Below are 23,297 nucleotides of genomic sequence, written 5' to 3'. Positions count from 1 at the left end.
AAGATTGCGATTATAAAATATCTATTACAAATTTATAAAGATAATTTTTTTATAAATGCAATGGACTCTTCTTTTGTTAAGGACGGGTTGTCTAATTGTTTGCATTCCAGCTGTAGAAGTTGTCTTGAGATTTCAGGACCTTTCTGAACGCCGAGTTCAATGAGCTCTTCAGCTCGCAATCGCACGTCCAAGTGTTCACGTTTTGTAACATAGCTCTTTAATGAAATTGGCAGTGAAACTGCGCAATTAAAAAGTAACAGTGATGACTGCTGCAAGTGATGCGTTTTTTCATGCCATGAACCGTATGTTTGTAGGGATTGAACGTCTAAGTGATCTAGTTCAATAAGCTCTTTGGTGGTTCTTTTTTCATGTTTTGTTTTCGCGATAAATTGTAAAGAAGAGACATTTTGCACATACAGTGGATATAATGTAAAAAACGGGTGCTCATCTAAACGCTCATTAGCTATACAAGTGTAGACGCTTGCAACCTTTGACGCGTACGTGGCGCCGGGAAAGAATGCAGTGAGTAAGTTTAGTTCATCAAGTCGTTTTGCGATGCGTTGATAGCTTTTTTCTTGAGTGACTTTTGCCCACTCTTGGCCAATGCGTTCAAACGAAAGCTTTGAAATAGCGCTTTTCGCATCAGAAGCAAAGCGTTCAGCTTCGTCGGTCAACCGAAAGCCAAAACGACCTTCAAACCGCAACCCTCGAAGAATTCGAGTTGGATCTTCAATAAAACTAAGATTATGAAGAGGGCGAAGCAATTGTTTTTCAAGGTCTCGCCTTCCGCCAAAAGGATCGATGAGCTTCATAAATGAATCATGATTTAAGGAAATTGCCATCGCATTAATCGTAAAGTCTCTACGGTACATATCTTCTTTTAAGTGAGTACGAATGACTTGTGGTAATGCTGAAGGGTGGTCATAATACTCTGCACGAGTCGTTGCTAAGTCAATCGTTAAGTCATCTGTGATTTTTAACTTTGCAGTTTGGAACGATTCATGAACAACCACTTCCTTTTCCCATGAACGTCCTACAAATTTAGCAAACTGTACGGCGTCTCCTTCAACAACTATATCGATGTCATCATTTGCTTTCTCTAATAAAAGATCTCGTACAATCCCGCCTACAAGATAAATGCGAACACCATAGTCATCCGCGAGGCTACCGAGACTTTCTAGGTCTTTTTGAATAAAAGTAGGAAGCTGAACACAGTCATCAGACTTTTGTTCAGTTGGCTTTCTTGAATAAAGCGATTGAAGGAGGTCTGACCTCGTTAAAATTCCAACTAATCGATCATCTTCAATAATAGGAAGGCGACCGATGTCATGATGAATAATAAGGGTTTCAGCTTCTTCTAATGCGGTGTCTACTGTAACCGTAATTACGTTCTCAGTCATGTGACCTTTAACAGGGGCATGGCCAAGACCGTGATGGTGTGCTTTGTTTGCATCCCGAACGGAAATGATGCCGCGTAAGTGATCTTCATCGACAACTGGAAAACCTGAGTGGCCAAATCGTAACGAGCGTTGTAATACATCATCGATCGTAGCGTCGATTGCAACTGTTTTTACCGGTGTGCTCATCACTTGACGAACGGTCGTTGCAGACTTAATGGATGATTTATATTGCTGAATGATAACGTCAACTACGTCTTCAATCGATTGGTCTTTAATTGTTGCTGCAGCAGCAGCGTGATGACCGCCTCCTCCGAGTAATTCCATTAAAGTACGAACATCAAAGCGTTCATGTGAACTTCTTGCGACGACAAAAATGGTGTCTTTCATCTTAACGATGGCAATGCAGCCGTCACCACCGATTAATGGTACCCACCGTTCTACGATCGCACTTAAGTTTGAAACATGTTGATCGAGTTCAATCACACTGTATACGAAGGAGATCCCTTCATGATTAATGGATTCATAGTGGTCCAACAGACGCTTTAGTATGTGTTGTTGCGTTTCTGTTAACGTTTGAGAGTGAAACTGGTTGACGGTTAGCAATGAGATTCCGTCTGTGAAAAGTTGATTTAACATTTTTACGTCGCGTGCTGTCGTTGATTCGAACATAAAAGAGCCCGTATCGCTATACAATCCAAGTGCAAATAATGTTCGTTCCCAAGGTTCAATCGTCAAGTTCTGCTTATAAATTTCCTCTAACAATAGTGTGACACACGCACCTGTCATTGCCACAATGCCCTTGGCATTAGGGGCATTTGGGTGATGGTCGTAAATGATCGTTTCTAATGGATGGATGTCTTGTAGCTTATTACTGCAACGTGCGGGATCTGATGTATCAACGAGAATTAATTGATCAAGCTCATCAATACGTAATTCCCGTTCCTCGATGTACGAGAAATTGTTGCGATGCAAACTTACATACTGCTGAACTTCAGGGCTTAGTTGACCCGAGAGTAAGATTGAAGCTTCGGGGTGGAGCTTTTTTGCGGCTAGTAAAGAAGCAAGTCCATCAAAATCGGTTTGTTTATGCGTTGCAATGAGCTTCATATCACACACTCGTTTCTGCACATGTGCATCATTTTTTGTGCATAAAGTTTAGTAAGAAGAGAAGAGAGGAGAAGGTGCCATGCTGTTTCGCATTTGTATGGCAATACTTGGCATTAGTGTAGCAACAGTTGGTGGTGTTGGTATGGTTGCTTACCTCAATTTAATCGTGTCAGGTTATAGCTTACACGAATTTTGGGATTTCATCATCCGTCGACCGGAATTATACTTTTTATTTGGCGGTTTATCGTTAGCTTTTATCTCCCTCTACCGTAGGAATGGAAGAAAAAAGAAAAAACATGAAATTGTTAATCATAGGAGTGAGCACGAATAAAATAATTCGTCCCCGACTATACTGTAGGTACAATTTTAAATGGTAGAGGAAGGGGGCGTCCATATGGCACGGATTCGTGATGTGTGGGTCAATTGGTTTGAAGGCGAAGAGAATGGTTATAATATATGTTCATTCCATGAATGGAAGAGCGAAGATAAGATTGAGGTATTAGATCAAGCAGAAGTCGTCAAAGTCAGTGAGACGTTATTCTTTCAGTTAGAAAACAGTTTAGAAGAAATTCCTAGATTGCTCTTAGATGCGGTGTACAAAAAAAGTGCACTTCGTAAAAATATGTCAAAGTTGCCACTTGATTATTGTTTCGTTGCAACAAACGGGAAGAACGCAATTGCCATTGATACGTTAGGATATGAAACGCCGATTCGGAAAAGCCGTTTAACACCTAGACAAGAGAAGCTTGCTTTAGAAGCGATTGTACAACTTGAAGACGAACGAGAATATGAGGCACTAGAAAAATCAGAGAAGCAGTACCATATCCTTTCACCACATCCTGATGATATGTATGGATTAACGAGAAGAGAACGTCAACTGAAACAATTATTATTTATGGCGGTCGATCAATTAAAAACGACGGGGTATGAATCTGAGGTACGGTATTGGTATACCGAATGGTCACCAGATAAATACATGGACATTCAAATGCTTACAAAAGATGAAGCATGGGATCATATGTATACTGAAATTCGCAAAGGCTGGTCCGAAAAACATTATGAACTATGTGAAGCACTAGTAAAGGGCCAACCGTTCTTTGAAAAGCTCTGGGACATGCAACATGAGAGCGAAATGCATAAATAACATTTTTGCGAACATAGATGTCCTCCATTTACATGAAAACAATCTTTCATTATAATGAAATGAGTGTAGGTTTACGGACAAGGAGGAAGAACATGGACGGTCTTGCGATTACAATCATGCAAGTGTTTACCATTCTTTTGGCAGTAGGAACAATTGGCGGAAGCCTTTTTGTAGGAAAAGTTTGGAGAAATGACACGAAAAAGAACTAATAAAAAAACACCAGCGTACATACGCTGGTGTTTTTTTAGTCTCGAAGTAATCCCATCGCTTGTTCTGCTTTTTGTAGCATTGGAATTGCAATTTCATTTGCGCGATCTGCGCCTGCATCAAGAATACGATCTACTTCATCAGATTCATATAACTCTTTAAACCTCGCCTGGATCGGTCGTAGTGCTTCAACAGCTACTTCAGCTAGGTCGGTTTTAAAAGCCCCGTATCCTTTGCCTTCATAATCAGCCTCAAGTTGACTAATTTCTTTTCCAGAAAGAATGGAGTAAATCGTCAGCAAGTTGCTAACCGCTTTTTTGTTGTCCTCATCGTAACGAATGAGATTGTCTGAATCGGTTACGGCGCTTTTGATTTTCTTCGTAATCGTTTTTTCATCATCCAGCATTGAAATGAATGCTTTTTGATTTTCATCAGATTTGCTCATTTTCTTTTCAGGTTGCTGTAGAGACATAATCCGTTTTCCGAGTACGACCGTTTCAGGGACCGTAAAGATCTCTGCATATTGGCGATTAAATCGTTCAGCAAGTGTTCTTGTAAGCTCCAAGTGTTGTCTCTGGTCATCACCAACAGGCACAACGTCAGTGTTGTATAAAAGAATATCTGCTGCCATTAGAGGTGGGTACGTAAGAAGTGCAGCTGACACGCCATTTTTTCCTTCTGATTTATCTTTGAACTGCGTCATACGCTCTAGTTCTCCGATATAGGCAATGCATTGCATCATCCATCCGAGTTGAGCGTGAGCCGGAACTTCTGATTGGTTAAAGATAATTGATTTGTTAGGATCTATTCCTGCTGCTAAGTAAAGACTTGCAAGCTTGCGCTTATTGTCTTTTAGTGTTTCAGGGTTTTGAGGAACGGTTACCGCATGTTGGTCGACAATACAAAACAATGACTCATAGTCATGTTGGAGATCGACAAAATGCTTTAACGCCCCTAAATAATTGCCGAGTGTAATGACACCACTCGGTTGAATGCCAGAGAATACTCGCTTCATTTTTTTTCATCCTTTCACAATGGCCATACATGGATCTGTCGTGAATCGTATAACCTAAAAACGGTGGTTGTTATTGTTCGTTATCTTTTAATGTACGTTCTTGCTTTCTGTTACGCCATCGTTCATAGACGAACGTTGGAATCAGTATGAGTAAAAAGGCAATTGCAATTGCTCTAAACGAGTATCCTGTCGTGTAATCTAAAATGACGAATACAAGTAGACAGACTGCAAGCACCATCGTTACGATCCTCACGTCAATGACCACTCCCTTAAACACTGATTATAGCAGAAACGAAGGAAGGGTTGCTATGGAATTCATGAAAAGCATTGTCTATCTCTGCTTCATCGGTCTTATGCTTTGCTTTCCGTTGCAAGCAGCTGCAACTGGACCAACGAACTTTACTTTAACAAGTACAGACGGTGAGCAAATCGAACTGAGTGATTTTGATGGAAAGCGAAAGTTGGCTGTATTCTTTACAACGTGGTGTGAAGTATGCCAAGAAGAAATTGCAGAACTTGCATTAACGTACGATGAATTAGTAGATAAAAATGTACAAGTATTAGCCATTAATATGACTCATGAAGAACGAAGCAAAGAAGAAGTGAAAGTAATTGGTGAGCAGCTACCTTATCCAGTGCTCTACGACGAAGGGGGTTCTGTAAGTAAACAATACGGTGTGTTAGGTGTACCACTAACCGTGTTACTTGATGAAAAAAATGAAGAATCGGCCCGTTTTTTTGGACCGATTCAAAAAGAGAAGCTGCATTCATTTCTTAACGAAGCAGATAGAGCAGCACCATAGAGGAAGCGTAAAACAAGAGCATAAATAAGGGAAGCGCAATGCTCAGTCGTTTCGTTTGTGCTCTAAAAATGGCAATGGTGACGACAAGGCTGCTTAAAAGTAAGAACCCTCCGGTGTAAATGTTCGTCGGTGAAGCGGCAAGTAAGATTGAACCAGGGTAAAGAAAGTCGCAAAGAACTAAGATGAGTAAGTTAAATAAATTGCTACCGAAAATAGACGCTGCTGCAAGGTTGTGGTTGTTCAGTTTAAGCGCAACATAAACGGTTACAACTTCAGGTAGGGATGTACTCGTAGCAATTAAAAAGCTTCCGACAAAACTCGAACCTAAACCTGTTAAGATCGCGATTTGGTCGCCACTAAACGTTAAAACGCTACCTGAGATTAAGATGATAATCGCAGCTATAATAAATCCGGTAATAGCATGTTTTAACGTATATTTCTCCTCTGTCACTTTTTCGTCACCAGCATCACTATTCTGTTCATCAGCACCGCGTAAAAGCCAGATGCTTAGTCCATAAAGAACGAGTAGAACAAGTGATTCAATCCCGATGTTTACAACAGGGATTTCAATCGTATAAAAGAGGGCAACAACGACGAATGTTGTCATTAATACACCTAAGATTGCGGTGTGTCGTTGTTCTTTGTGAACAGAACTTAAGATTGCGCGATGTCGATAAATAATTAGAAATACAGCAAGAATTGATAAGTTAAATAAATTGCTGCCGAGTACGTTTCCAACAGCCATATCAGGGTTTTCTAGAAATACAGCGGTAACACTTGTCGTCACTTCCGGCAAAGAAGTTGCTCCAGCAAGAAGGAACGTTCCGACAAACAGGGAACCGACTGAAGAGAGACGGGTGATTGCATCGGCATACGTACTAATCTTGATTGCAGCAAGAACAGTTACGATAACAGCTAAAATAAACAGAAAGTAAACCATGTATCGACATCCTTTATATGTATTTCCAAGGATAGTATACCCAAAATTCACAGTTTCACACAGAAACCTGTCATGAACACGTTTGTTTTAATACGTTTAAAGGGAAACAAATAATTACCAGCCATAGACGTTGGAACATTTGAACATAGTAAAAGGAGACGATTATTCATGGCAACTTATGCAGTGTTTTTACCATTAAAAGACGAAGAGAAATCGAAAGAACACCGACCAGCACATCTAGATTACTTGGAACGGTTACACGAAACAGGGCATGTACTTGCTAGAGGTCCTTTCGTTGACGGTTCTGGAGGTCTTATTATTTACGAATCCCCATCTTATGACGCTGTGGAGAAATTGGTGAATGAAGACCCATACGTTGTACACGGTGCAAGAGATTATGTGATTCATGAGTGGGCGCTCGTCGGACATCTTCGAACTACTTAGTAGCGAAAGGAAGTTTTGAGGATGCGTCATGTTGTGTTGTTAACTACAATAGGACTTTTTCTATTCTTTTATTCTCCTCTGACGATTGAAGCCCATCAATCGATTTCAGGAAAAGAAATTCATGAATTAGAGAAGCATTCAATGTTGAACGTTGAACGCTTCTCTAATGATGATGCAGTTCGTGGCATTTACGTATCAAGCCATTCTGCAGGTAGTAGCAGATTCCATTCATTATTATCTCTTGTAGATGAAAGTGATTTGAATGCAATGGTGATTGATATAAAAGATGACTACGGGAACGTAACGTACAACCCTGGGCATTCGACTACATATAAAGAAATTGCAACGAACTACATTCAAGATTTAGATGCAGTGATGAAAGAACTTAACGATCATAACGTGTATCCGATTGCGCGAATTGTCGTTTTTAAAGACTCACTTCTTGCGAACAAAAAGCCAGAACTTTCGTTTCTAAATGAAAGCGGTGACGTTTGGCTTAATGGAAGAGGAGAAGCGTTTGTAAACCCTTTTCTCGAGGAAGTTTGGCACCATAACATCATGATTGCAAAAGAAGCGGCTAAGGCAGGGTTTAAAGAGATTCAATTTGATTATGTTCGTTTCCCTGAAGGCTTTGAGACGAGAGATCGTGAGCTTGAGTATTCAATTGGCAATTATGATCGCTTTGATCGTGTCCAAGCAGTCACAGACTTCGTATCGTTTGCAAAAGAAGAATTAGAGCCGTTTGATGTTGATGTCTCTGTGGATCTATTTGGTTATGCAACGGTTGAGCAAGAATCGGCAGGGATTGGACAGAACTTCTCCCGAATTGCAGAATCAGTGGACGTGATTTCCTCAATGATTTATCCGAGTCATTGGAGTGGGAATTTCGGTATTGAAGCACCGGACACGATGCCGTATGAGCTAATTAGTGCGTATGCAAAGGTTGAAAATCAGCGGATAAGCGAATTATCATCACCACCGATTACACGTCCGTGGATTCAAGATTTTACTGCTTCATGGCTCGGCGAAGGCAATTACATTCCGTACGGACCCAAAGAAGTTGAAGCTCAAATTCAAGCGCTACACGATCACGGAATTGATGAATACCTTATTTGGAATGCTGGAAATACCTACTCGGAAGGGACAAATTACGCGCCGAAACGCATATATTCTACAAAGTAATCTAAGCTTTTGTTTGTTTTTTTAGGAAAAAAGGTTTAGGGAAAGAGTGTGAAGGGTACAGGTCATACGTGAAGAGAAAATCAGGTGAATTGCTCACAGAATTGACCTTGCTTAGATTAGAATAATTATTGTATAATGAATGTAATCTCACTTTTTTAAAGCAAAGCAAGTGTGTACTTACGAGCAATTTGCTTTATGGAATACACGATGAAATGAGAATAGTAATCATTTTAGTATTGAACTTATTTGCAAAAGGGAGAGGGTCCTACTATGGTGACGTTGTTAACTTCGCCGAGCTGTACTTCTTGTCGAAAAGCGAAAAGTTGGTTAGAAGAGCATAACATCCCGTTTCAAGAGCGCAACATTTTTTCAGAACCTCTTTCAGTTGCTGAGGTGAAAGATATTGTTCGCATGACTGAAGATGGAACCGATGAGATTGTCTCAAAGCGCTCGAAGATTTTTCAAGAGCTTAATGTTGATGTGGACACGTTACCACTCCAGCAACTCTTTGAGTTAATTAGTGAACACCCTGGTTTACTAAGAAGACCGATCATTTTTGATGAGAAGCGTCTTCAAGTCGGATACAACGAAGCGGAGATTCGCCGTTTCTTACCACGCCAAATTCGCACGTATTTCTTGCAAGAAGCGCAGAAGCTCGTTAATTGACAAAGTAAAACTTCTATCACCTTGCGGGTAGAAGTTTTTTTCTTTAAATGAGCAAATTACTTCATAAATGTATGCACTCTGATATACACTAATAAAACACCTTTTAAGATCACATTTCATGACAGATGTGGCTCTTGAAATTCCATTTGATAAATGGTATAAATGAACAACCTTAGGAATAGCATTCTTTTCATGAGAAATGGTACAGTTATCCTTAACAAAGCCGGAGAGTTCGTATAGAATATAATGTAGAGACCACGAACACATCTCCATGAAGAATGTGAGCATCCACTTTAACCCGAGGAGGGAGAAATCGTGGAAATAGAAAGAATTAATGATACAACCATTAAATTTTATATTACCTATGCTGATATTGAGGATAGAGGTTTTGACAGCGAAGAGATCTGGTACAATCGTGAGCGTGGAGAAGAGTTTTTCTTTGAGATGATTAATGAAGCGCATGATCACGAGAATTTCGAGATTGAAGGCCCTCTATGGATTCAAGTTCAGGCATTTGATAAAGGACTGGAGATTGTCGTTACACGTGGCCAGATGAACGATGGCAATGTGAAGCTTGAAATCCCTGTTTCTAAAGACAAAGATGATGATATGGATGAGAGCATTGTAGATATGCTTGATGAGCAGTTACGTAGTCGTAAGAAGGAAAGAGATGCGGCGACTGTTGAAGATCCGTTAAGTATCGTCATTGCGTTTGCTGATTTTGAAGATCTAATTCGATTGAGTCAATCCGTCACATTGAACCAAGTTAAAAATGAAGTTTACTCAATGGAGAACACGTATTACTTGCATATTGAATTTGATGATTTCTACGATGAAGATGAGCAAGACAATATTTTAAGTCGCGTGTTAGAGTTCGGAAATGAATCAGACGTATCGATTTATCGTATTAAAGAATACGGCAATACAATTGTTAGTGAAAATGGATTGCATGTCATATCCACGCACTTCTCATAAAAAAAGTGAATCCAACTGGATTTGCTTTTTTTTTTTGCAGGATTTTTTATTCCTATGACGAATTACCTATTAATTAAAGGGATTATGAGAGGAAGTGGACAATGTTCACAGCGATTAATAGTCATGGTGAAACGATTTGTCTTTTACATTTACAAAAGGATTCAATAAAAATGCGAGCGACTACATGGCATTGCCCCCAATGTCATGAAGAAGTGATCTACAAAAATGGACTTGCTAAGCGACCTCATTTTGCGCATACAAGTCAATCAATTTGTTCAAAGAAAGAAGAAGAGACAGAGGAGCATTTGCAAGGAAAACAACAATTGTATGAGTGGTTGCGTCCTTTTGCCGATGATCTTGATATTGAAAAGTGGTTGCCCAATGTCAATCAACGACCGGATGTCTGGTGCGTTATAAATGGGACGGTATATGTGTTTGAAGTACAATGCTCAGCAATTGAAAGAAAAGAAATTAAACGACGCTCGTCTAACTACTTTAACCATGGAATTCAAGTCATTTGGGTTTTGCCAGAGCGGTATTTGCATCGTTCATCAAGTTCTGTGTATTTGCAAGAATGGCAACTTGAGACGTGTAGCGTTTTCCCACATTCTTATCCTCGTTTGCTGTTCATCGGAAAGCAGTTGCAAATGGTAACGCTTGTGAGTTATCTTTCTCCTCGGAAATCCTCTGCATTTACAGAATCACTGCCTTACACATATTCCAGTTTCAAAAAGATCATTCAACCATCCTCAGTTAATTTAGAGCAATTATCTGGCCAGCTGATCTATAAAAATGAGTGCCGTTATGGGAAGAGGCAACTAGCAAAAGGGTTGTCGTTACTCGTGCAGGAGGAGCTATTGGCTGCCCGGTGTCCAATCCACTTACACCCTTCAGAAGTCGGATGGTATGTTCCGGCACAAGTGTATATTAATGAACCCCCGTTAATTTGGCAATTGTACGTCTATTTAAACTTGCAAAAGCATCAAGATCAAGGTTTAGAGGAATGGATTGAAGGGGAAAGATCAGAAATAGCAAAACAATTGCAAATTACCGAACGCCAGGCGGAACTCGCGATGGTTCAATACTTTTATTTGTATAAACGAATGACCACCTTGGCGAATCGAGGAGTCACTCACCCATTCCCAAAGTCAGCGGATGAAGGTCATCGTTACGATCAAACGTGCTTTTTATATTCGAACTGCTCAATTACGAGAGCAGAGCTCGGTTAATTTAAGAAAAGCCTTTAAATCGTTTACGTTCATTGAATAAATGAACGGTAAATAAAATTGATATGAATAGCAATGGAACAGCAACCCATAAAGGAATAAACCGAAGTACAGACATTAGAAAGAGAACGTAGCTAACTACGATTGTTGTAATTCCTAAAACGAATGGTTTCATCATGCTACCTCCAATCTAAGTACAGTATATGTACGTAGTAATGGTAAACATGCTAAAAAAAACGGAAGAGTCATCACTCTTCCGTTCGACAATTGTATTTCCAAAATTCACCGTGCTTTACAGGAACGCATTCAACTTTTTGTTGAAGTTGTAGTCGTTTCATCGCTGATTTGGTTTCTTTTGTCGTCAAATCAAACACTTCCGCAATTTCTGCGGTTGCAACGAGTGAATAATGCCTGACGAACGACAATAAATCATGTTTCATCTCGGGCACTGGTGTTTTCCCTAATACCTCAGTGAGAATATCTTCATACACATCATACGAATGTAGCCCCGAGATCATCACACCTGCATCTTCAATACAATCATTAAAGAAAATCATAGAAGGTACTTCACTGACTCCCATTTCATTCTTCGTTCGAAGATCACTTTCTAATGCTTGTTTAGCTAAGTCAGAATGGAAGTCTTTTTGAAATTCAATCTCGTCTAGACCTGCTTCTTGTGCACACTTGAGTAATACATAATCGTCTGTCACATCTTGCTTGTTTAGAAATAACGCTTCTCGCACGCGCCTTAAAAAGCGCATGCCACATTGTCTGCCTTGCATCTCAGCTGCTTTTATAGCAATCGACGGTGTTTCAGGAACAGAAATCGGATTCTCGTACCAGAAATCTCCGTCACAACACATCCCTGTTTGCGTACTCGTAATGTCCCATAGATCTGAAAGTGTACGTTGGTTTTGTTCATGAATTCGTGCACTTGCGTTTTCCGGCATGACTACATACCGTACTTTAATATATTGATTATACTCATTGAGTAATTTCTTTAGTTTCGGCTCAATGCCCCAACAGAGTGGGCAAAGAGGATCAGTAAATACATAAATTTCTACACGATGATCGTTGATGAGGTGCTCTCGTTGTTCGCCGTCAGCCTCACCGCAAGTCCCTGTAGAATAATTGCACTGTTCTTTTGTCATTACCAAGGTACATCCCCCTTTCAAGATCTAATGTTGATTTACCATGTGTGAAGCTGTAAGTGTTAATCGATGAAACCATTCTTCTGAAGCTTTTTGTGGTAGGTCATGATCCTCGATGGCAAGCTTCATACATACGAGCCATGCTTCTGCGCGTCTCGGTGTAATTTCAAATGGTAAATGTCTTGCTCGAAGTCTCGGATGCCCATGCTCTGCAGTATATAAGGGTTGTCCCCCTGTGAATTGTGTCATAAATTGAACTTGTTTCCGCTTCGTTTCGGTTAATTCTTCTGGAAATAATGGACTAAGATCAGGATGCTCAGAGACGTAATCATAAAAGGTCCCAATCACTCGCTCAAGAGCTTCTGTTCCGCCAAGACGTTCAAATAATGACGTTGGTTGAATGGATGTCATAACTTGTTAGCTCCCTTATAACGAACTATTATCATTGTAGCAACGAGTGAAGATCTCGGCAAATAGTATGAACTGGACAAAAATAAGCATGAACTGTCGGTCGTTCATAATGACAGTTCATGCTTATTTTTTAATTAGTTAGGCAAGTCCATTGTATGTGTTTAGTACTTTAGGAACATACCGCTCTGTTTCCCTAAATGGAGGAACGCCATTGTAACGATCAACATTACCAGGCCCAGCATTGTAAGCAGCCAAAGCGAGTGTTACATCCCCATTGTAGCGATTCAACATGTCGCGTATGTATCGAGTACCACCATCAATATTCGCTCTTGGATCATAAGGGTTGTCGACATTTAATGATCGTGCAGTACCAGGCATGAGTTGCATTAACCCTTGCGCGCCTGCATGACTAGTAGCATTAGGATTAAACGATGATTCATTTTCAATAATTGCATAAATTAGACGTTCATCTACCCCATATTTAGTAGCACTTTCTTGGATGTAAGCGTTAAAAGGCGTCGTTGGTAATGAGTTAGACATCCCATCTGTTACATTGCCATGCAGAAGCGTTGGGAATGTAGGTGGGCTCATGTTTTGGTCATTTGTGGCTATGCCACTATGAACCGATTGCGTTTGTAACGATTGCAAAATGGACGCAAAAGATAACGTAGCCGTTTGCTCTTTTACAATACTTGGTGCCTTTAGTGAAGATGTCGTGGGAAGGTGTGACAAAGGATGGATAGCTTTCAATACAACCCGCTCCTTATTCTGTAGTATACTTTGACTATAGCAAATGTTTTATTGTTTTTATAGCTTTTCTTTCCGTTTGAAGAAGCGTTTGACTTTCGGATCAGGTTCATCGGCAATTGACAAGTTAAATGATGACTGGATCGTATTCATTACGGAGTCGACATGTTGTTTTGATGTGCCTTCGAATTCTAGTTCATAATCATCCATCCCTAGATAGCGACTATAATCAAAGAACAACGTCCCGCCTTCATATGGAAAGCTCGCACGATTGGTTTCTAAAGACCCTAAATGAATAAGTTGAGCGCTTTCTATGGACCATTGTTCTTTCAGCCAAGTGAGTAACTGTGACTGATCGCTTTGTGGCAATACATTCGTATGAAGAGTTTCGTGTCGCTCCAAAGAGCCACCTTTTTCTTTAATTTTCAAGGTTAGCACATAGCTCCCTAATTTTTCGCGAATGCGTAACACAGCGTTTCGTTCTTTTATTTGAAAGCTTCCTGTGTCAAAATAATGATTGTGCTGTGACTGAAAGTCCTCTTTTTTCAGCTTGAAATGATTACATAGCTTTGTAAACTCATCTGTTGTAAGTAATTGTTTCGCTTCAATTTCAAATTCTTCATGAGTTGTCATGATCATCAACCTCCTGTTGCATTATGTCATAATCTAGGAGTAGTAAGCAAAGGAGATTAGCATTTATGTCCAATATAACCGTAGATCAAATTGCAATTGTCGATCAAAAAGCGATGATCATTCCAAAAGACGATTCGTTTAAAGTGTCGACATTTAAAGATGCTGAGCGAATGTTAGCTGATTCAGATGAATTAGCGTTCGTCTATGTCGTCGAAAACGAAGGATCATTTTATCAAGTTAGGTTGCCAGAGATGTTTTGGCCAATACTCGAAGAAATTTATGAACATCATTATCCCGTTTATCTAGGTAAAGAAGAGTTATTGCTTGACTCTTTTCAAGATGAAATGGAATATTTACTTGATAATATCCCAGATAATAATAACTACGGAAGTGAAATGGCTGACGCTGTTGTGAAACATTTTCTCGAAAGAAAGTGACTAAGGGAGAAGGTGTATGATGGAAAATTGGGAGTTAGACTTACAACCGTATAAACAAGCCGTTGAAGAATTAAAAGTGAAACTTAGAAGTTTACGTGAGCAATACCAACGCTCTTCTAGACATACACCGATTGAGTTTGTCACTGGAAGGGTAAAGCCGATTGGTAGCATTGAAGAAAAAGCGAAACGGAAAAACATTCCTTTACGTGAATTAGAGCAGCGGATGCAAGATATTGCTGGGATCCGTATTGTTTGCCAATTTGTAACAGATATCGATACGATTGTAGACATGATTCGAAGTCGTAAAGACATTACGATCATTAACGAGCGTGACTATATAAAGGAAAAGAAATCGAGCGGGTATCGTTCATTCCATATGGTGATTGATTATCCGGTTCATACGATCAAAGGAACGAAACATATTCTCGTTGAAATTCAGGTGCGAACGATGGCAATGAATTTCTGGGCGACGATTGAGCATTCTTTGAACTATAAATATCGTGGTGAAATTCCAGACGATATTAAAGAGCGATTGTATCGTGCTTCTGAAGCTGCTTATAATTTGGATGAAGAAATGTCAAAAATACAAGGTGAAGTGCGAGAGGCTCAGTCGATCATTGCACTAAGGCAAGGTGAACATCGAACATCATTTAAGAACGGATGATAAGGAGGGAACTTGTGAACATGAAATACGACGTCACATCTCGTGGCGATGACACGTCTAATGAGATTGCTGAGTTAATTCGTAAAGGCTTAAATGAGCATCAGTTACAACAAGATGAACAAGAACCCGAGATTGTTATATCAGTTGGGGGAGATGGAACGTTACTTGAAGCTTTTCATAAGCATAAGCATCGGCTTCAACATACCTGTTTTGTTGGTGTACATACAGGACATTTAGGTTTTTACGCAGATTGGATTCCAGATGAAGCAGAAAAGTTGGTCATCCATATTGCAAAGACCCCTTTCCAAGTTGTAGAGTACCCGTTACTTGAAGTGACGGTTCGTTATCATCGTGCAGGATCATCAGATCGCCATTTGGCGCTTAATGAATGCACAGTTAAAACGACAGAAGGATCACTCGTTTGTAACGTTGAGATTAAAGGAGAAGTGTTTGAAACGTTTCGTGGAGACGGGTTGTGCATTTCTACACCTTCTGGGAGTACGGCATACAACAAAGCATTAGGAGGAGCGATTTTACATCCATCACTCGCTTCGATGCAAATTGCTGAAATGGCATCGATTAATAACCGTGTCTACCGAACAATCGGTTCACCACTCGTACTACCAGAGCATCATACGTGTTTGTTAAAACCATTAAATGATGTGAGTATGCAAATGACGATTGATCATTATTCGCTCGTAAACAAGGATATTGAATCCATTCAGTGCCGCGTTTCTGATGAATACGTGCGCTTTGCACGTTTTCGTCCGTTTCCATTTTGGAAGCGAGTAAAAGAGTCATTTATTGGTGAGTAGATTACTACATTGGGAATGGGAAGTACGTTCACAGCATCATCTGCTAAAGAACTTTCTGCAAGAGGAAAAGAAGATGTCACGTCGAACGATTACACTCATTAAACGTTTTGGGGAACTTCGTGTAAATGGAATAAAAACAAATGTTAACACAGTGATTACGAATGGGGATCTCGTCACTGTTGGCATGCCATTAACGGATCACCCTGAACACTTTAGTGAAAACAACCAAGCCATTGACATTCTATTTGAAGATAAACACCTCATTGTTGTAAACAAGCAACCAGGGATGAGTACGTTACCAACCCAAGGTGTACGCGGACGTTCATTAGCAGAAGCAATCATGCACTATGCGTGTATAAGTGAGCAACATTTTGGTGTGCATCCAGTAAATCGACTCGATCGCTTTACGAGTGGCATAGTAGTGTTTGCAAAACACCGGTACGCACATGACTTTTTAACAAAGTCTTTTCATGATAAACGTTACATCGCAGTAGTTGATGGACAGTTTCCGGATGAAGAGAAGAAGATTTCATTACCGATCGGTCGCCATCGATCATCAATTGTGGAGCGGCAAGTGACGGTAACAGGCAAGCCGGCAAAAACAATAGTTAAACGTATGGAAGAACATAAACGGTACACAGTATTATCAGTAAAATTGTTTACGGGCCGTACACACCAAATACGTGTCCATCTAAGTGCGATTGGCTATCCAATTGTAGGCGATACATTGTATGGTTCATCGAATCAGTTCAATCGGCAAGCTTTGCATGCAGCCAATTATGTAACGGTTCACCCGATTACTCAAAAACCAATACAATTTCATGCACCTACTCCAAAAGACATCGTTCAACTTCTAAGTACCAACCTATAAAAACAACCAGACGCCTAAGCGTCTGGTTGTTTTTAATCAGTTTCAGCGTGATCGAAAGTGAAGCGGTAAATCTCATTGCCTTCATCGTCTTCAACGTAAGCTTCAATTCCAGTTAGCACGTGTTCCTCTTCTATAGGTTCTGAAAGAGGGAATGAGGCATTCACGACAAAACTCCCTTCAGCGCTAATGGAAAATTCTTCGCCGTCTGTAGCGATTGCATCGTAATCAATAATCTCTTGAAGATCTTCGTCTACAACATCAAAGTATAAATAAATATCCTCAGTTGGCGTATCTTCCTCATTGATCATGCGAGCATGGATTGTCATAGAAGGTGGATCAGTCGTCAAATAAAGGGCGGACTCTTCAGGGTCATGTTGAACAATTCCATCAGTTTGCTTGGGGGTAGCACCACAAGCAGTAAGAAGACTGAGTGTTAGTGCCAACGGTAAAATTCGTTTTGTTTTTTGCATAATCTATTCCTCACTTATAGTCATCGATGGTTTCTTCGTGTTCATAAGAATTAAATTTGTCTACTTGTAATGGCTGGTTGGAGCTAACCGTTGAAAATGTTAACTCAGGGTAATGAAAAGCGGTTAACTTGCCACCAAATACACAACCAGTATCAATATTAATGGTAGCGTTAACGACTCTTGGCGAAATGACGGGAGTATGTCCGTATATTACCCAAGGCATAGTACGCTTTTCATTTAACGCCCAATCGCGGCGTATTGGCGGCTGTCCTTTTTTTGTTGATTGATGATCAACGTCACCATAAAGCACAAAGGATTGTATTTGGCGTCCGTTCTTACCGATGTCTTGTCGCTTAATGCCTGCATGACTACAAACAACGTTTCCATGATCTAAAACTAAGTATAACGAAGACTGCTCATACAATTGCATAAATTTCCTCTTGATGAGTTGATTTTCGTCTTGAGAGAGGGCATGGAGCTCCGCAACAGTCGTTTCGAGTCCGTGATTAATGACGACTCGATTGCCTTTAAAGTAGCGGTACAATTTGTTGCAATGGTTCCCAGGAACATAAAGGGCTGTTTTACGCTCATATACGAGCCAGTGAACGAGATTAATCATTTGTAATGAGTCGGGACCACGGTCTGTAATATCACCGATAAATACGAGCGTACGGTTTTCTGGATGTATTCCATTTTTGTAACCACAAGTTCGTATTAATTGTAAACATTCTTCATAACAACCGTGTGTGTCGCCAATGATGTCATAGAACTGTTCAGACATAAAACGATTCACCTCTGATTAAAAATGATAGCAGTTTCAAATGGAGAATTCTAGTGAACGTATCGTGATTTTTCATTTCGACTATGTTATAATTATGACCAGGTACTAGAACGTGCATACAACCGGAAGGGGAAATGAATGATGGCTTTATCATTAGAAGGACGTACATACGTCATTATGGGAGTTGCCAATAAACGAAGTATCGCTTGGGGAATTACTCGCAGTTTAGCAAATGCAGGGGCAACACTTGTGTTTACGTACGCTGGTGAGCGGTTAGAGAAAAATGTGAGAGAGCTTGCGAGTTCAATTGGACAAACAGATTTTATTTACCCTTGTGACATTACGAGGGATGAAGAAATCGATGCAACGTTTAAACAAATTAAAGAAGAAGTAGGCGTCATTCATGGACTTGCTCATTGTATCGCATTTGCAAAGTCCGAAGATCTAGACGGTTCTTTTGTTGAAACGTCAAGAGAAGGGTTTAAGCTTGCGCATGACATTAGTGCATATTCATTAACAGCAGTTGCTCATGCAATTGATCGCCACGAACTAATGGCTGAAGGCGGTTCAATTGTAACATTGACTTACCTAGGTGGAGAGCGTGTTGTTAAGAATTATAACGTTATGGGAGTCGCAAAAGCCGCACTAGATGCGAGTATGAAATATTTAGCGAACGACTTAGGAGCTAAAGGCATTCGTGTAAATGCGATTTCGGCAGGACCGATTCGTACACTTTCTGCTAAAGGAATTGCAGGGTTTAATAGTGTACTAAAAGAAATTGAAGATAAAGCACCTCTACACAGAACCGTAACGACAGAAGAAGTTGGTGACACGGCACTGTTCTTAATGAGTGATCTATCTAAGGCAATTACTGGTGAGACAATCCACGTTGACGCGGGATACCATATCATCGGTATGGGATAATCGCTTGTAGTTTTGGCTATGCTTCTTAGTAAACGTATAGAGAAGCAAAGTGAGTGATGGGTATGTATTCAGCAGTTTCAGAACGTTTTCTTCGTCTCGTCCTTGAAGAGGATTATCGTCCTTTAACCGATATGGAACGAGCAGAGCTAAATGAAAGTAAAACGTATTTACAAAACTATTATTGGGAAAAAGAGAAGCTACAAGCGATGAGTTACTTGGCTTATGCAACCGAAGACGATGCATGGCAACAAACGATTCATGAACAAGTCGATCGCTTAAATGGTCAATAAAAAAGCATGCGCTATATTGCGCATGCTTTTTGATGATGAAATTAGTAGCTAGAGCCACCAGCTTCTTCAGAGATTGTTACATCAGATAAGTCGAATTGACCGTTTGGATGTTGGACAAACCCTTCTACTGAATCAAGAATACCAACACGAAGGTCATCAAAAGCAGTATAAATCATTGGAGCTTCATCAACGAGAATTTCTTGCACTTCACTATAAAGTTCTTCACGTTCTGCCGGATCTTCTGCTTGACGTGCTTGATCTAATAACTCGTCAACATCTTCATTTGTATAGAATGAGCGGTTACCAACTTCACCATGGTTATCAGAATGGAACAATGAGTACATACCATAGTCTGCATCACCAGTTACAGTAACCCAGCCAAGTACGAACAATTCACTGTCGCCTTCTCCAGTTTCTTCAAGGAATGCACCCCACTCAACTTGTTCAAGTTGTGCATTAATTCCGTTTGCATTTAACTGATCTTGAATGTATACAGCTGTTTGTTCACGAATAGGGTTACCAGCGTTCATTTTAATCGTAATATCAAACCCATCTTCATAACCTGCTTCTGCTAACAATTCTTGAGCACGTTCAGGATCATAGCCAATGTCTTCTAATTCAGGATCGTAACCAAATACGAGTTCGTTAATTGGTCCCTTAGCACCTGAACCGTATCCTTCGTAAATACCTTCAACTAGTTCCTCATTATTAATTGATAGAGAAATCGCTTGACGTACACGGACGTCATCTAAAGGTTCAGCTTCTGTATTGAAACCAACATACGTTAAACTTAAGCTTGGTACTGCCAAAAGACTTGCACCGTCAATTGATTCAACTTGATTTACAAGTGCCGGTTGAATTTGGTCAGCAATATGAATGTCACCATTCGTTAAGTTTCCAATTCTTGTTGGTTCTTCTTCAATGACTTGGAAGACAACGGAATCTACATTCGCTGCATCTCCCCAATAGTTTTCATTAGCAGTAAAGCGAATGTCAGAACCTTGACTCCAAGAATCAAAAACGAACTGACCAGTTCCTGCTTCTCCTTCACCAATATCAAGGTTAATTTCACCTGCATCATGTTGTTCAATAGCTACTTCACTAATAATTCCACCTGCATTGTGTGCAAGGTGATTTGGAAGTGGTGCAAATGGGAATTCAGTCGTGATTTGTACAGTTTGCTCGTCTACGGCTTCAACAGATTCAATCATTTCGTAAAGAAATGCGCCCTGTGAAGCGACTTCTGGATCTCTGATTCTGTCAAGAGTTGCAACGACATCATCAGCAGTTAATTCTTCACCGTTATGAAATTCTACGCCTTCATGCAAAGAAAATTCCCATGTTGTATCATCAACTTGTTCATAACTCTCAGCTAGACCATCTGTTGTTAATTCATTTGTTTCTGAATCAAGTGTTACGAGTGTTTCATAAACAAGAGAGCGGTATTTAGCAGATGGATTATCATTCGATCCGTGTGGATCCATTGAAACCCCATCTGCTGCAACAGCGATCACTAGCTCACCGCCGTCACCAGCTGCTGCTTCACCATCACCTTCGTCGTCGCCATCTTCAGTTTCTTCTGTCTCTTCTGCGGTGCCGTCGCCACCTACATTTTCTTCTGTCTCTTCTGGATCGGATGAACAAGCAGCAAGTGCCAATGTAGCTGCTAATGATAGCGTTACGACACTTGATTTTTTAAACTTTCGCAATTTTTATCCCCCTTTTAATGTAAAACAAGTTTAGAAATACTATAAACTACGAATTAAAAACTTTCAATACTCTTTTTTGCGAAAAAAATATTAAAACAATACATTTATTTACGATTTACAACAATTTATTCCTGTTGTAAGCTTTGTATTATTGATTTTCGTTAAGTATATGTAAAAGGGGGCAACATGTAGGTATTAGTTTCCAATAGTTTTTTATTGGAAATGAGTGTACATTAAACGAATATCAATCACATTCAAAGAGAGAACGCATCGTAAACGGAGGAATATGACAGAAAAATTAACAGATTATATTGTATTCAGACTGAACATTGATATAATTAAACGAACCATGTAAAATCATGTCGATGTTTCATTGTGCATGTAGCGCTTGTCGCTAAAGAATCATAATAAGAAGGGGTTGAGCAGCACATGGGGTCAACCGTTAACCAAAGCCCGGGAAAAGCAGAAATTGCAGCTCCGGAGTCTCGGTTTAAAGGATTAATGAAGCAACTTATTCGTAACAAATCATCTTTATTCGGCGGGATCATTCTCATTTTCTTCTTATTGATCGCGCTATCAACGGTGCTTTCCCAATGGATTCCAGGTTGGAACTTCTCTTTAATGACGCATAGTCCAACCTCAACAGACGTTTTAAATCGTTTTGCACCACCGTCTGCAGATCATTGGTTTGGTACTGACCAAAACGGACGAGACATTTACAGTCGGATTATTTTTGGTACACATCTTACGATTTGGATTGGAACTTCTGCAGTACTTATAGGTGCCGTTTTCGGAATATTTTTCGGTCTTTTAGCAGGCTACTATGGAAAGATCTGGGACACAATTATCATGCGTGCAGCAGATATCCTACTTGCGTTCCCAGGAATTCTTTTAGCACTTGCAATCGTTAGTGCTTTAGGTGCAAGTATGAACAACGTAATTATCGCACTTTCCATCTATAATATTCCTGTATTTGCAAGGATTGTTCGTGGTTCCGTACTTGAAGTGAAGAACATTGAGTACGTAGAAGCGATTCGAGCACTTGGTGCAAGAGACGGCAAAATTATTTTCCAACATATCTTACCGAACGTATCTTCACCAATCATTGTACAAGCCTCTTTACAAATTGCGACGACAATTCTAAGTGCCGCAGGTTTATCTTTCCTCGGTGTAGGGGTGCAACCACCGCTTCCTGAGTGGGGTGCAATGTTAAATGATGGAAGATCGTACATGTGGGACAACCCACACTTAACTATATTCCCAGGGATTGCAATTGTGTTACTCGTACTCGCTTTCAACATGTTAGGTGACGGTTTACGAGATGCACTTGATCCGAGATCGAAAAAGTAAGGAGGAATAGACGTGCATATTTTCATTTTACGCCGCTTGTTACAGCTTATACCGGTATTGTTCGGTGTTACCCTCGTTGCCTTTTTGATCATTCAATTAGTACCTGGGGACGTAGCCCAAGTTATGGCAGGGGAAGCTGCTTCTGAAGCTCAATTAGAACAAATGAGAGAAAATTTAGGTTTAAATGATCCACTCGTCGTTCAGTACGGTCGTTTCTTAGGAGATCTCATCATGTTTGACCTTGGAGAATCGGTTCGAACTGGACAACCAGTAATGGATATCATAGCACCGCGCTTTATAATAACTGTTGAACTGGCCCTTTGGGGTATGGTCGTAGCTGTTTCTGTAGGTCTGTTCTTCGGAATTCTTTCAGCGACGTACCGTAATACAATTCGTGACTATGGAACAATGACGTTGGCCGTTGTAGGTCTGTCAATGCCGAACTTCTGGTTAGGTCTTCTTTTGATCTACTGGTTCTCGATACAACTCGGAGTTTTACCTACTTCTGGTTGGGGGACGTGGCAGCAAGTCATCATGCCAGCCATAACGATGGGTACAGCAGGTGCCGCAGTTATTGCAAGAATGACACGTTCGAGCATGTTAGAAGTCATTGATCAAGATTATGTACGTACAGCTCGTGCTAAAGGTGTAAGTGAGCGCTTTGTCGTCTATAAGCACGCATTTCGTAATGCATTAATACCTGTTGTGACAGTTATTGGTCTACAATTCGGTTATTTCTTAAGTGGAGCTGTACTTACAGAGAACGTATTTGCGATTAACGGACTAGGGCGACTCGTTGTAGATGCCATTAGTCAACGAGATTTTCCAGTTGTACAAGGTGCAGTAATCGTACTTGCAATCACGTTTGTTTTCGTGAACTTCCTCGTCGATATTGCGTACCGAGTATTAAACAAACGAATTGATTTGAACTAATT

At 40.2% G+C, this 23,297-nt stretch carries 28 protein-coding genes; 16 read left to right on the top strand and 12 right to left on the bottom strand.

What is annotated here, in order from left to right:
* Positions 1-32: 32 nt before the first annotated feature.
* A complete protein-coding gene (locus JOD17_RS03075) occupies positions 33-2,507 on the bottom strand; it encodes a CBS domain-containing protein (RefSeq protein ID WP_204695662.1) in 2,475 nt (824 codons plus the stop codon).
* Positions 2,508-2,586: 79 nt separating this feature from the next.
* Here JOD17_RS03075 and JOD17_RS03070 point away from each other — a divergent pair, with 79 nt between their 5' ends.
* Together JOD17_RS03070 and JOD17_RS03065 are read left to right on the top strand one after the other, a co-directional pair.
* Positions 2,587-2,838 carry a YuzI family membrane protein gene (locus tag JOD17_RS03070; protein ID WP_052361991.1) on the top strand — a complete coding sequence of 84 codons (252 nt, stop codon included), beginning with the start codon at positions 2,587-2,589 and terminating at the stop codon, positions 2,836-2,838.
* A gap of 63 nt (positions 2,839-2,901) precedes the next feature.
* Positions 2,902-3,651 (top strand): DUF3603 family protein, encoded by a 750-nt coding sequence (locus tag JOD17_RS03065; protein ID WP_204695661.1) that lies wholly within the window; start codon positions 2,902-2,904, stop codon positions 3,649-3,651.
* A 244-nt stretch (positions 3,652-3,895) separates the two neighbouring features.
* On the opposite strand, the gene trpS is transcribed toward JOD17_RS03065, so the two are convergent.
* Together trpS and JOD17_RS03055 are read right to left on the bottom strand one after the other, a co-directional pair.
* Positions 3,896-4,873, bottom strand: a complete 978-nt coding sequence (gene trpS, locus JOD17_RS03060) for a tryptophan--tRNA ligase (RefSeq protein ID WP_204695660.1) — start codon at positions 4,871-4,873, stop codon at positions 3,896-3,898.
* A 70-nt stretch (positions 4,874-4,943) separates the two neighbouring features.
* Entirely contained in the window at positions 4,944-5,126 is a 183-nt protein-coding gene (locus JOD17_RS03055) for a hypothetical protein (RefSeq protein WP_042360727.1), read from the bottom strand.
* 55 nt (positions 5,127-5,181) lie between these two features.
* Between JOD17_RS03055 and JOD17_RS03050 the strand changes: the two genes are divergently transcribed.
* Positions 5,182-5,676 (top strand): peroxiredoxin family protein, encoded by a 495-nt coding sequence (locus tag JOD17_RS03050; protein WP_204695659.1) that lies wholly within the window; start codon positions 5,182-5,184, stop codon positions 5,674-5,676.
* On the opposite strand, the gene JOD17_RS03045 is transcribed toward JOD17_RS03050, so the two are convergent.
* Complete coding sequence (locus JOD17_RS03045) at positions 5,648-6,616, bottom strand: sodium:calcium antiporter (protein ID WP_204695658.1); 969 nt, start codon at positions 6,614-6,616, stop codon at positions 5,648-5,650. The genes JOD17_RS03050 and JOD17_RS03045 overlap by 29 nt on opposite strands.
* 168 nt (positions 6,617-6,784) lie before the next feature.
* On the opposite strand from JOD17_RS03045, the gene JOD17_RS03040 reads away from it, so the two are divergent.
* The 5 genes from JOD17_RS03040 to JOD17_RS03020 all read left to right on the top strand — a co-directional run bounded on the left by JOD17_RS03040 (position 6,785) and on the right by JOD17_RS03020 (position 11,112).
* Positions 6,785-7,060, top strand: a complete 276-nt coding sequence (locus JOD17_RS03040) for a YciI family protein (RefSeq protein ID WP_042420839.1) — start codon at positions 6,785-6,787, stop codon at positions 7,058-7,060.
* A 21-nt stretch (positions 7,061-7,081) separates the two neighbouring features.
* Positions 7,082-8,242, top strand: a complete 1,161-nt coding sequence (locus JOD17_RS03035) for a putative glycoside hydrolase (RefSeq protein ID WP_204695657.1) — start codon at positions 7,082-7,084, stop codon at positions 8,240-8,242.
* Positions 8,243-8,512: 270 nt separating this feature from the next.
* On the top strand, positions 8,513-8,908 hold the full coding sequence (spxA, locus tag JOD17_RS03030) for a transcriptional regulator SpxA (protein WP_169961852.1): 396 nt from the start codon (positions 8,513-8,515) through the stop codon (positions 8,906-8,908).
* Between the two features lie 315 nt (positions 8,909-9,223).
* Positions 9,224-9,883, top strand: coding sequence for an adaptor protein MecA (mecA, locus tag JOD17_RS03025; protein ID WP_204695656.1), 660 nt, complete (start codon positions 9,224-9,226; stop codon positions 9,881-9,883).
* A gap of 101 nt (positions 9,884-9,984) precedes the next feature.
* Positions 9,985-11,112: a competence protein CoiA gene (locus tag JOD17_RS03020; protein ID WP_204695655.1), complete on the top strand. Its 1,128-nt coding sequence runs from the start codon at positions 9,985-9,987 to the stop codon at positions 11,110-11,112.
* A gap of 1 nt (position 11,113) precedes the next feature.
* Here JOD17_RS03020 and JOD17_RS03015 read toward each other — a convergent pair whose 3' ends face one another.
* From JOD17_RS03015 to JOD17_RS02995, 5 genes are all read right to left on the bottom strand, one after another.
* Positions 11,114-11,284 carry a hypothetical protein gene (locus tag JOD17_RS03015; protein ID WP_193745170.1) on the bottom strand — a complete coding sequence of 57 codons (171 nt, stop codon included), beginning with the start codon at positions 11,282-11,284 and terminating at the stop codon, positions 11,114-11,116.
* Between the two features lie 73 nt (positions 11,285-11,357).
* Positions 11,358-12,260 (bottom strand): ClpXP adapter SpxH family protein, encoded by a 903-nt coding sequence (locus tag JOD17_RS03010; RefSeq protein WP_204696034.1) that lies wholly within the window; start codon positions 12,258-12,260, stop codon positions 11,358-11,360.
* Positions 12,261-12,287: 27 nt separating this feature from the next.
* Positions 12,288-12,671 carry a globin domain-containing protein gene (locus JOD17_RS03005; RefSeq protein ID WP_204695654.1) on the bottom strand — a complete coding sequence of 128 codons (384 nt, stop codon included), beginning with the start codon at positions 12,669-12,671 and terminating at the stop codon, positions 12,288-12,290.
* A 138-nt stretch (positions 12,672-12,809) separates the two neighbouring features.
* A complete protein-coding gene (locus JOD17_RS03000) occupies positions 12,810-13,412 on the bottom strand; it encodes a lytic transglycosylase domain-containing protein (protein WP_420827927.1) in 603 nt (200 codons plus the stop codon).
* A gap of 66 nt (positions 13,413-13,478) precedes the next feature.
* On the bottom strand, positions 13,479-14,051 hold the full coding sequence (locus JOD17_RS02995; protein ID WP_204695653.1) for a CYTH domain-containing protein: 573 nt from the start codon (positions 14,049-14,051) through the stop codon (positions 13,479-13,481).
* A gap of 65 nt (positions 14,052-14,116) precedes the next feature.
* Here JOD17_RS02995 and JOD17_RS02990 point away from each other — a divergent pair, with 65 nt between their 5' ends.
* From JOD17_RS02990 to JOD17_RS02975, 4 genes are read left to right on the top strand one after another with little or no spacing between them, the layout of a single operon-like run.
* Complete coding sequence (locus JOD17_RS02990) at positions 14,117-14,488, top strand: UPF0738 family protein (RefSeq protein ID WP_204695652.1); 372 nt, start codon at positions 14,117-14,119, stop codon at positions 14,486-14,488.
* Between the two features lie 16 nt (positions 14,489-14,504).
* Entirely contained in the window at positions 14,505-15,152 is a 648-nt protein-coding gene (gene yjbM, locus JOD17_RS02985) for a GTP diphosphokinase (protein WP_042360718.1), read from the top strand.
* 20 nt (positions 15,153-15,172) lie between these two features.
* Positions 15,173-15,967, top strand: coding sequence for an NAD kinase (locus tag JOD17_RS02980; RefSeq protein ID WP_042360752.1), 795 nt, complete (start codon positions 15,173-15,175; stop codon positions 15,965-15,967).
* Complete coding sequence (locus tag JOD17_RS02975) at positions 15,960-16,838, top strand: RluA family pseudouridine synthase (protein WP_204695651.1); 879 nt, start codon at positions 15,960-15,962, stop codon at positions 16,836-16,838. The genes JOD17_RS02980 and JOD17_RS02975 overlap by 8 nt, the downstream gene beginning before the upstream one ends.
* Before the next feature lie 32 nt (positions 16,839-16,870).
* Here the strand turns inward: JOD17_RS02975 and JOD17_RS02970 are convergent, their stop codons facing one another.
* Together JOD17_RS02970 and prpE are read right to left on the bottom strand one after the other, a co-directional pair.
* Positions 16,871-17,308 carry a hypothetical protein gene (locus JOD17_RS02970; RefSeq protein WP_204695650.1) on the bottom strand — a complete coding sequence of 146 codons (438 nt, stop codon included), beginning with the start codon at positions 17,306-17,308 and terminating at the stop codon, positions 16,871-16,873.
* A 10-nt stretch (positions 17,309-17,318) separates the two neighbouring features.
* Complete coding sequence (gene prpE, locus JOD17_RS02965; protein ID WP_204695649.1) at positions 17,319-18,089, bottom strand: bis(5'-nucleosyl)-tetraphosphatase PrpE; 771 nt, start codon at positions 18,087-18,089, stop codon at positions 17,319-17,321.
* A gap of 141 nt (positions 18,090-18,230) precedes the next feature.
* Here prpE and fabI point away from each other — a divergent pair, with 141 nt between their 5' ends.
* Both fabI and JOD17_RS02955 read left to right on the top strand, forming a co-directional pair.
* Entirely contained in the window at positions 18,231-19,013 is a 783-nt protein-coding gene (gene fabI / locus JOD17_RS02960; protein WP_204695648.1) for an enoyl-ACP reductase FabI, read from the top strand.
* A 62-nt stretch (positions 19,014-19,075) separates the two neighbouring features.
* A complete protein-coding gene (locus JOD17_RS02955; protein WP_204695647.1) occupies positions 19,076-19,303 on the top strand; it encodes a DUF7667 family protein in 228 nt (75 codons plus the stop codon).
* 41 nt (positions 19,304-19,344) lie between these two features.
* Here JOD17_RS02955 and JOD17_RS02950 read toward each other — a convergent pair whose 3' ends face one another.
* Positions 19,345-21,012 (bottom strand): glutathione ABC transporter substrate-binding protein, encoded by a 1,668-nt coding sequence (locus JOD17_RS02950; RefSeq protein ID WP_204695646.1) that lies wholly within the window; start codon positions 21,010-21,012, stop codon positions 19,345-19,347.
* Positions 21,013-21,441: 429 nt separating this feature from the next.
* Here JOD17_RS02950 and JOD17_RS02945 point away from each other — a divergent pair, with 429 nt between their 5' ends.
* A complete protein-coding gene (locus tag JOD17_RS02945) occupies positions 21,442-22,362 on the top strand; it encodes an ABC transporter permease (RefSeq protein WP_042420865.1) in 921 nt (306 codons plus the stop codon).
* A 12-nt stretch (positions 22,363-22,374) separates the two neighbouring features.
* Complete coding sequence (gene nikB, locus JOD17_RS02940; RefSeq protein WP_042360712.1) at positions 22,375-23,295, top strand: nickel ABC transporter permease; 921 nt, start codon at positions 22,375-22,377, stop codon at positions 23,293-23,295.
* Positions 23,296-23,297: the final 2 nt, after the last annotated feature.

Origin of the sequence: Geomicrobium sediminis (assembly GCF_016908595.1) — a bacterium.
Taxonomy (GTDB): domain Bacteria; phylum Bacillota; class Bacilli; order Bacillales; family Marinococcaceae; genus Geomicrobium_A; species Geomicrobium_A sediminis.
This window is presented reverse-complemented; position numbering and strand designations above follow the sequence as displayed.

What these genes read in the sequence shown, in the direction of transcription:
- JOD17_RS03075 (WP_204695662.1), bottom strand. Translation starts at nt 2,507, where the DNA reads ATGAAGCTCATTGCAACGCATAAACAAACCGATTTTGATGGACTTGCT.
- JOD17_RS03070 (WP_052361991.1), top strand. Translation starts at nt 2,587, where the DNA reads ATGCTGTTTCGCATTTGTATGGCAATACTTGGCATTAGTGTAGCAACA.
- JOD17_RS03065 (WP_204695661.1), top strand. Translation starts at nt 2,902, where the DNA reads ATGGCACGGATTCGTGATGTGTGGGTCAATTGGTTTGAAGGCGAAGAG.
- trpS (WP_204695660.1), bottom strand. Translation starts at nt 4,873, where the DNA reads ATGAAGCGAGTATTCTCTGGCATTCAACCGAGTGGTGTCATTACACTC.
- JOD17_RS03050 (WP_204695659.1), top strand. Translation starts at nt 5,182, where the DNA reads ATGGAATTCATGAAAAGCATTGTCTATCTCTGCTTCATCGGTCTTATG.
- JOD17_RS03045 (WP_204695658.1), bottom strand. Translation starts at nt 6,616, where the DNA reads ATGGTTTACTTTCTGTTTATTTTAGCTGTTATCGTAACTGTTCTTGCT.
- JOD17_RS03040 (WP_042420839.1), top strand. Translation starts at nt 6,785, where the DNA reads ATGGCAACTTATGCAGTGTTTTTACCATTAAAAGACGAAGAGAAATCG.
- JOD17_RS03035 (WP_204695657.1), top strand. Translation starts at nt 7,082, where the DNA reads ATGCGTCATGTTGTGTTGTTAACTACAATAGGACTTTTTCTATTCTTT.
- spxA (WP_169961852.1), top strand. Translation starts at nt 8,513, where the DNA reads ATGGTGACGTTGTTAACTTCGCCGAGCTGTACTTCTTGTCGAAAAGCG.
- JOD17_RS03020 (WP_204695655.1), top strand. Translation starts at nt 9,985, where the DNA reads ATGTTCACAGCGATTAATAGTCATGGTGAAACGATTTGTCTTTTACAT.
- JOD17_RS03015 (WP_193745170.1), bottom strand. Translation starts at nt 11,284, where the DNA reads ATGAAACCATTCGTTTTAGGAATTACAACAATCGTAGTTAGCTACGTT.
- JOD17_RS03010 (WP_204696034.1), bottom strand. Translation starts at nt 12,260, where the DNA reads ATGACAAAAGAACAGTGCAATTATTCTACAGGGACTTGCGGTGAGGCT.
- JOD17_RS03005 (WP_204695654.1), bottom strand. Translation starts at nt 12,671, where the DNA reads ATGACATCCATTCAACCAACGTCATTATTTGAACGTCTTGGCGGAACA.
- JOD17_RS02995 (WP_204695653.1), bottom strand. Translation starts at nt 14,051, where the DNA reads ATGACAACTCATGAAGAATTTGAAATTGAAGCGAAACAATTACTTACA.
- JOD17_RS02990 (WP_204695652.1), top strand. Translation starts at nt 14,117, where the DNA reads ATGTCCAATATAACCGTAGATCAAATTGCAATTGTCGATCAAAAAGCG.
- yjbM (WP_042360718.1), top strand. Translation starts at nt 14,505, where the DNA reads ATGATGGAAAATTGGGAGTTAGACTTACAACCGTATAAACAAGCCGTT.
- JOD17_RS02980 (WP_042360752.1), top strand. Translation starts at nt 15,173, where the DNA reads ATGAAATACGACGTCACATCTCGTGGCGATGACACGTCTAATGAGATT.
- JOD17_RS02970 (WP_204695650.1), bottom strand. Translation starts at nt 17,308, where the DNA reads ATGCAAAAAACAAAACGAATTTTACCGTTGGCACTAACACTCAGTCTT.
- prpE (WP_204695649.1), bottom strand. Translation starts at nt 18,089, where the DNA reads ATGTCTGAACAGTTCTATGACATCATTGGCGACACACACGGTTGTTAT.
- fabI (WP_204695648.1), top strand. Translation starts at nt 18,231, where the DNA reads ATGGCTTTATCATTAGAAGGACGTACATACGTCATTATGGGAGTTGCC.
- JOD17_RS02955 (WP_204695647.1), top strand. Translation starts at nt 19,076, where the DNA reads ATGTATTCAGCAGTTTCAGAACGTTTTCTTCGTCTCGTCCTTGAAGAG.
- JOD17_RS02945 (WP_042420865.1), top strand. Translation starts at nt 21,442, where the DNA reads ATGGGGTCAACCGTTAACCAAAGCCCGGGAAAAGCAGAAATTGCAGCT.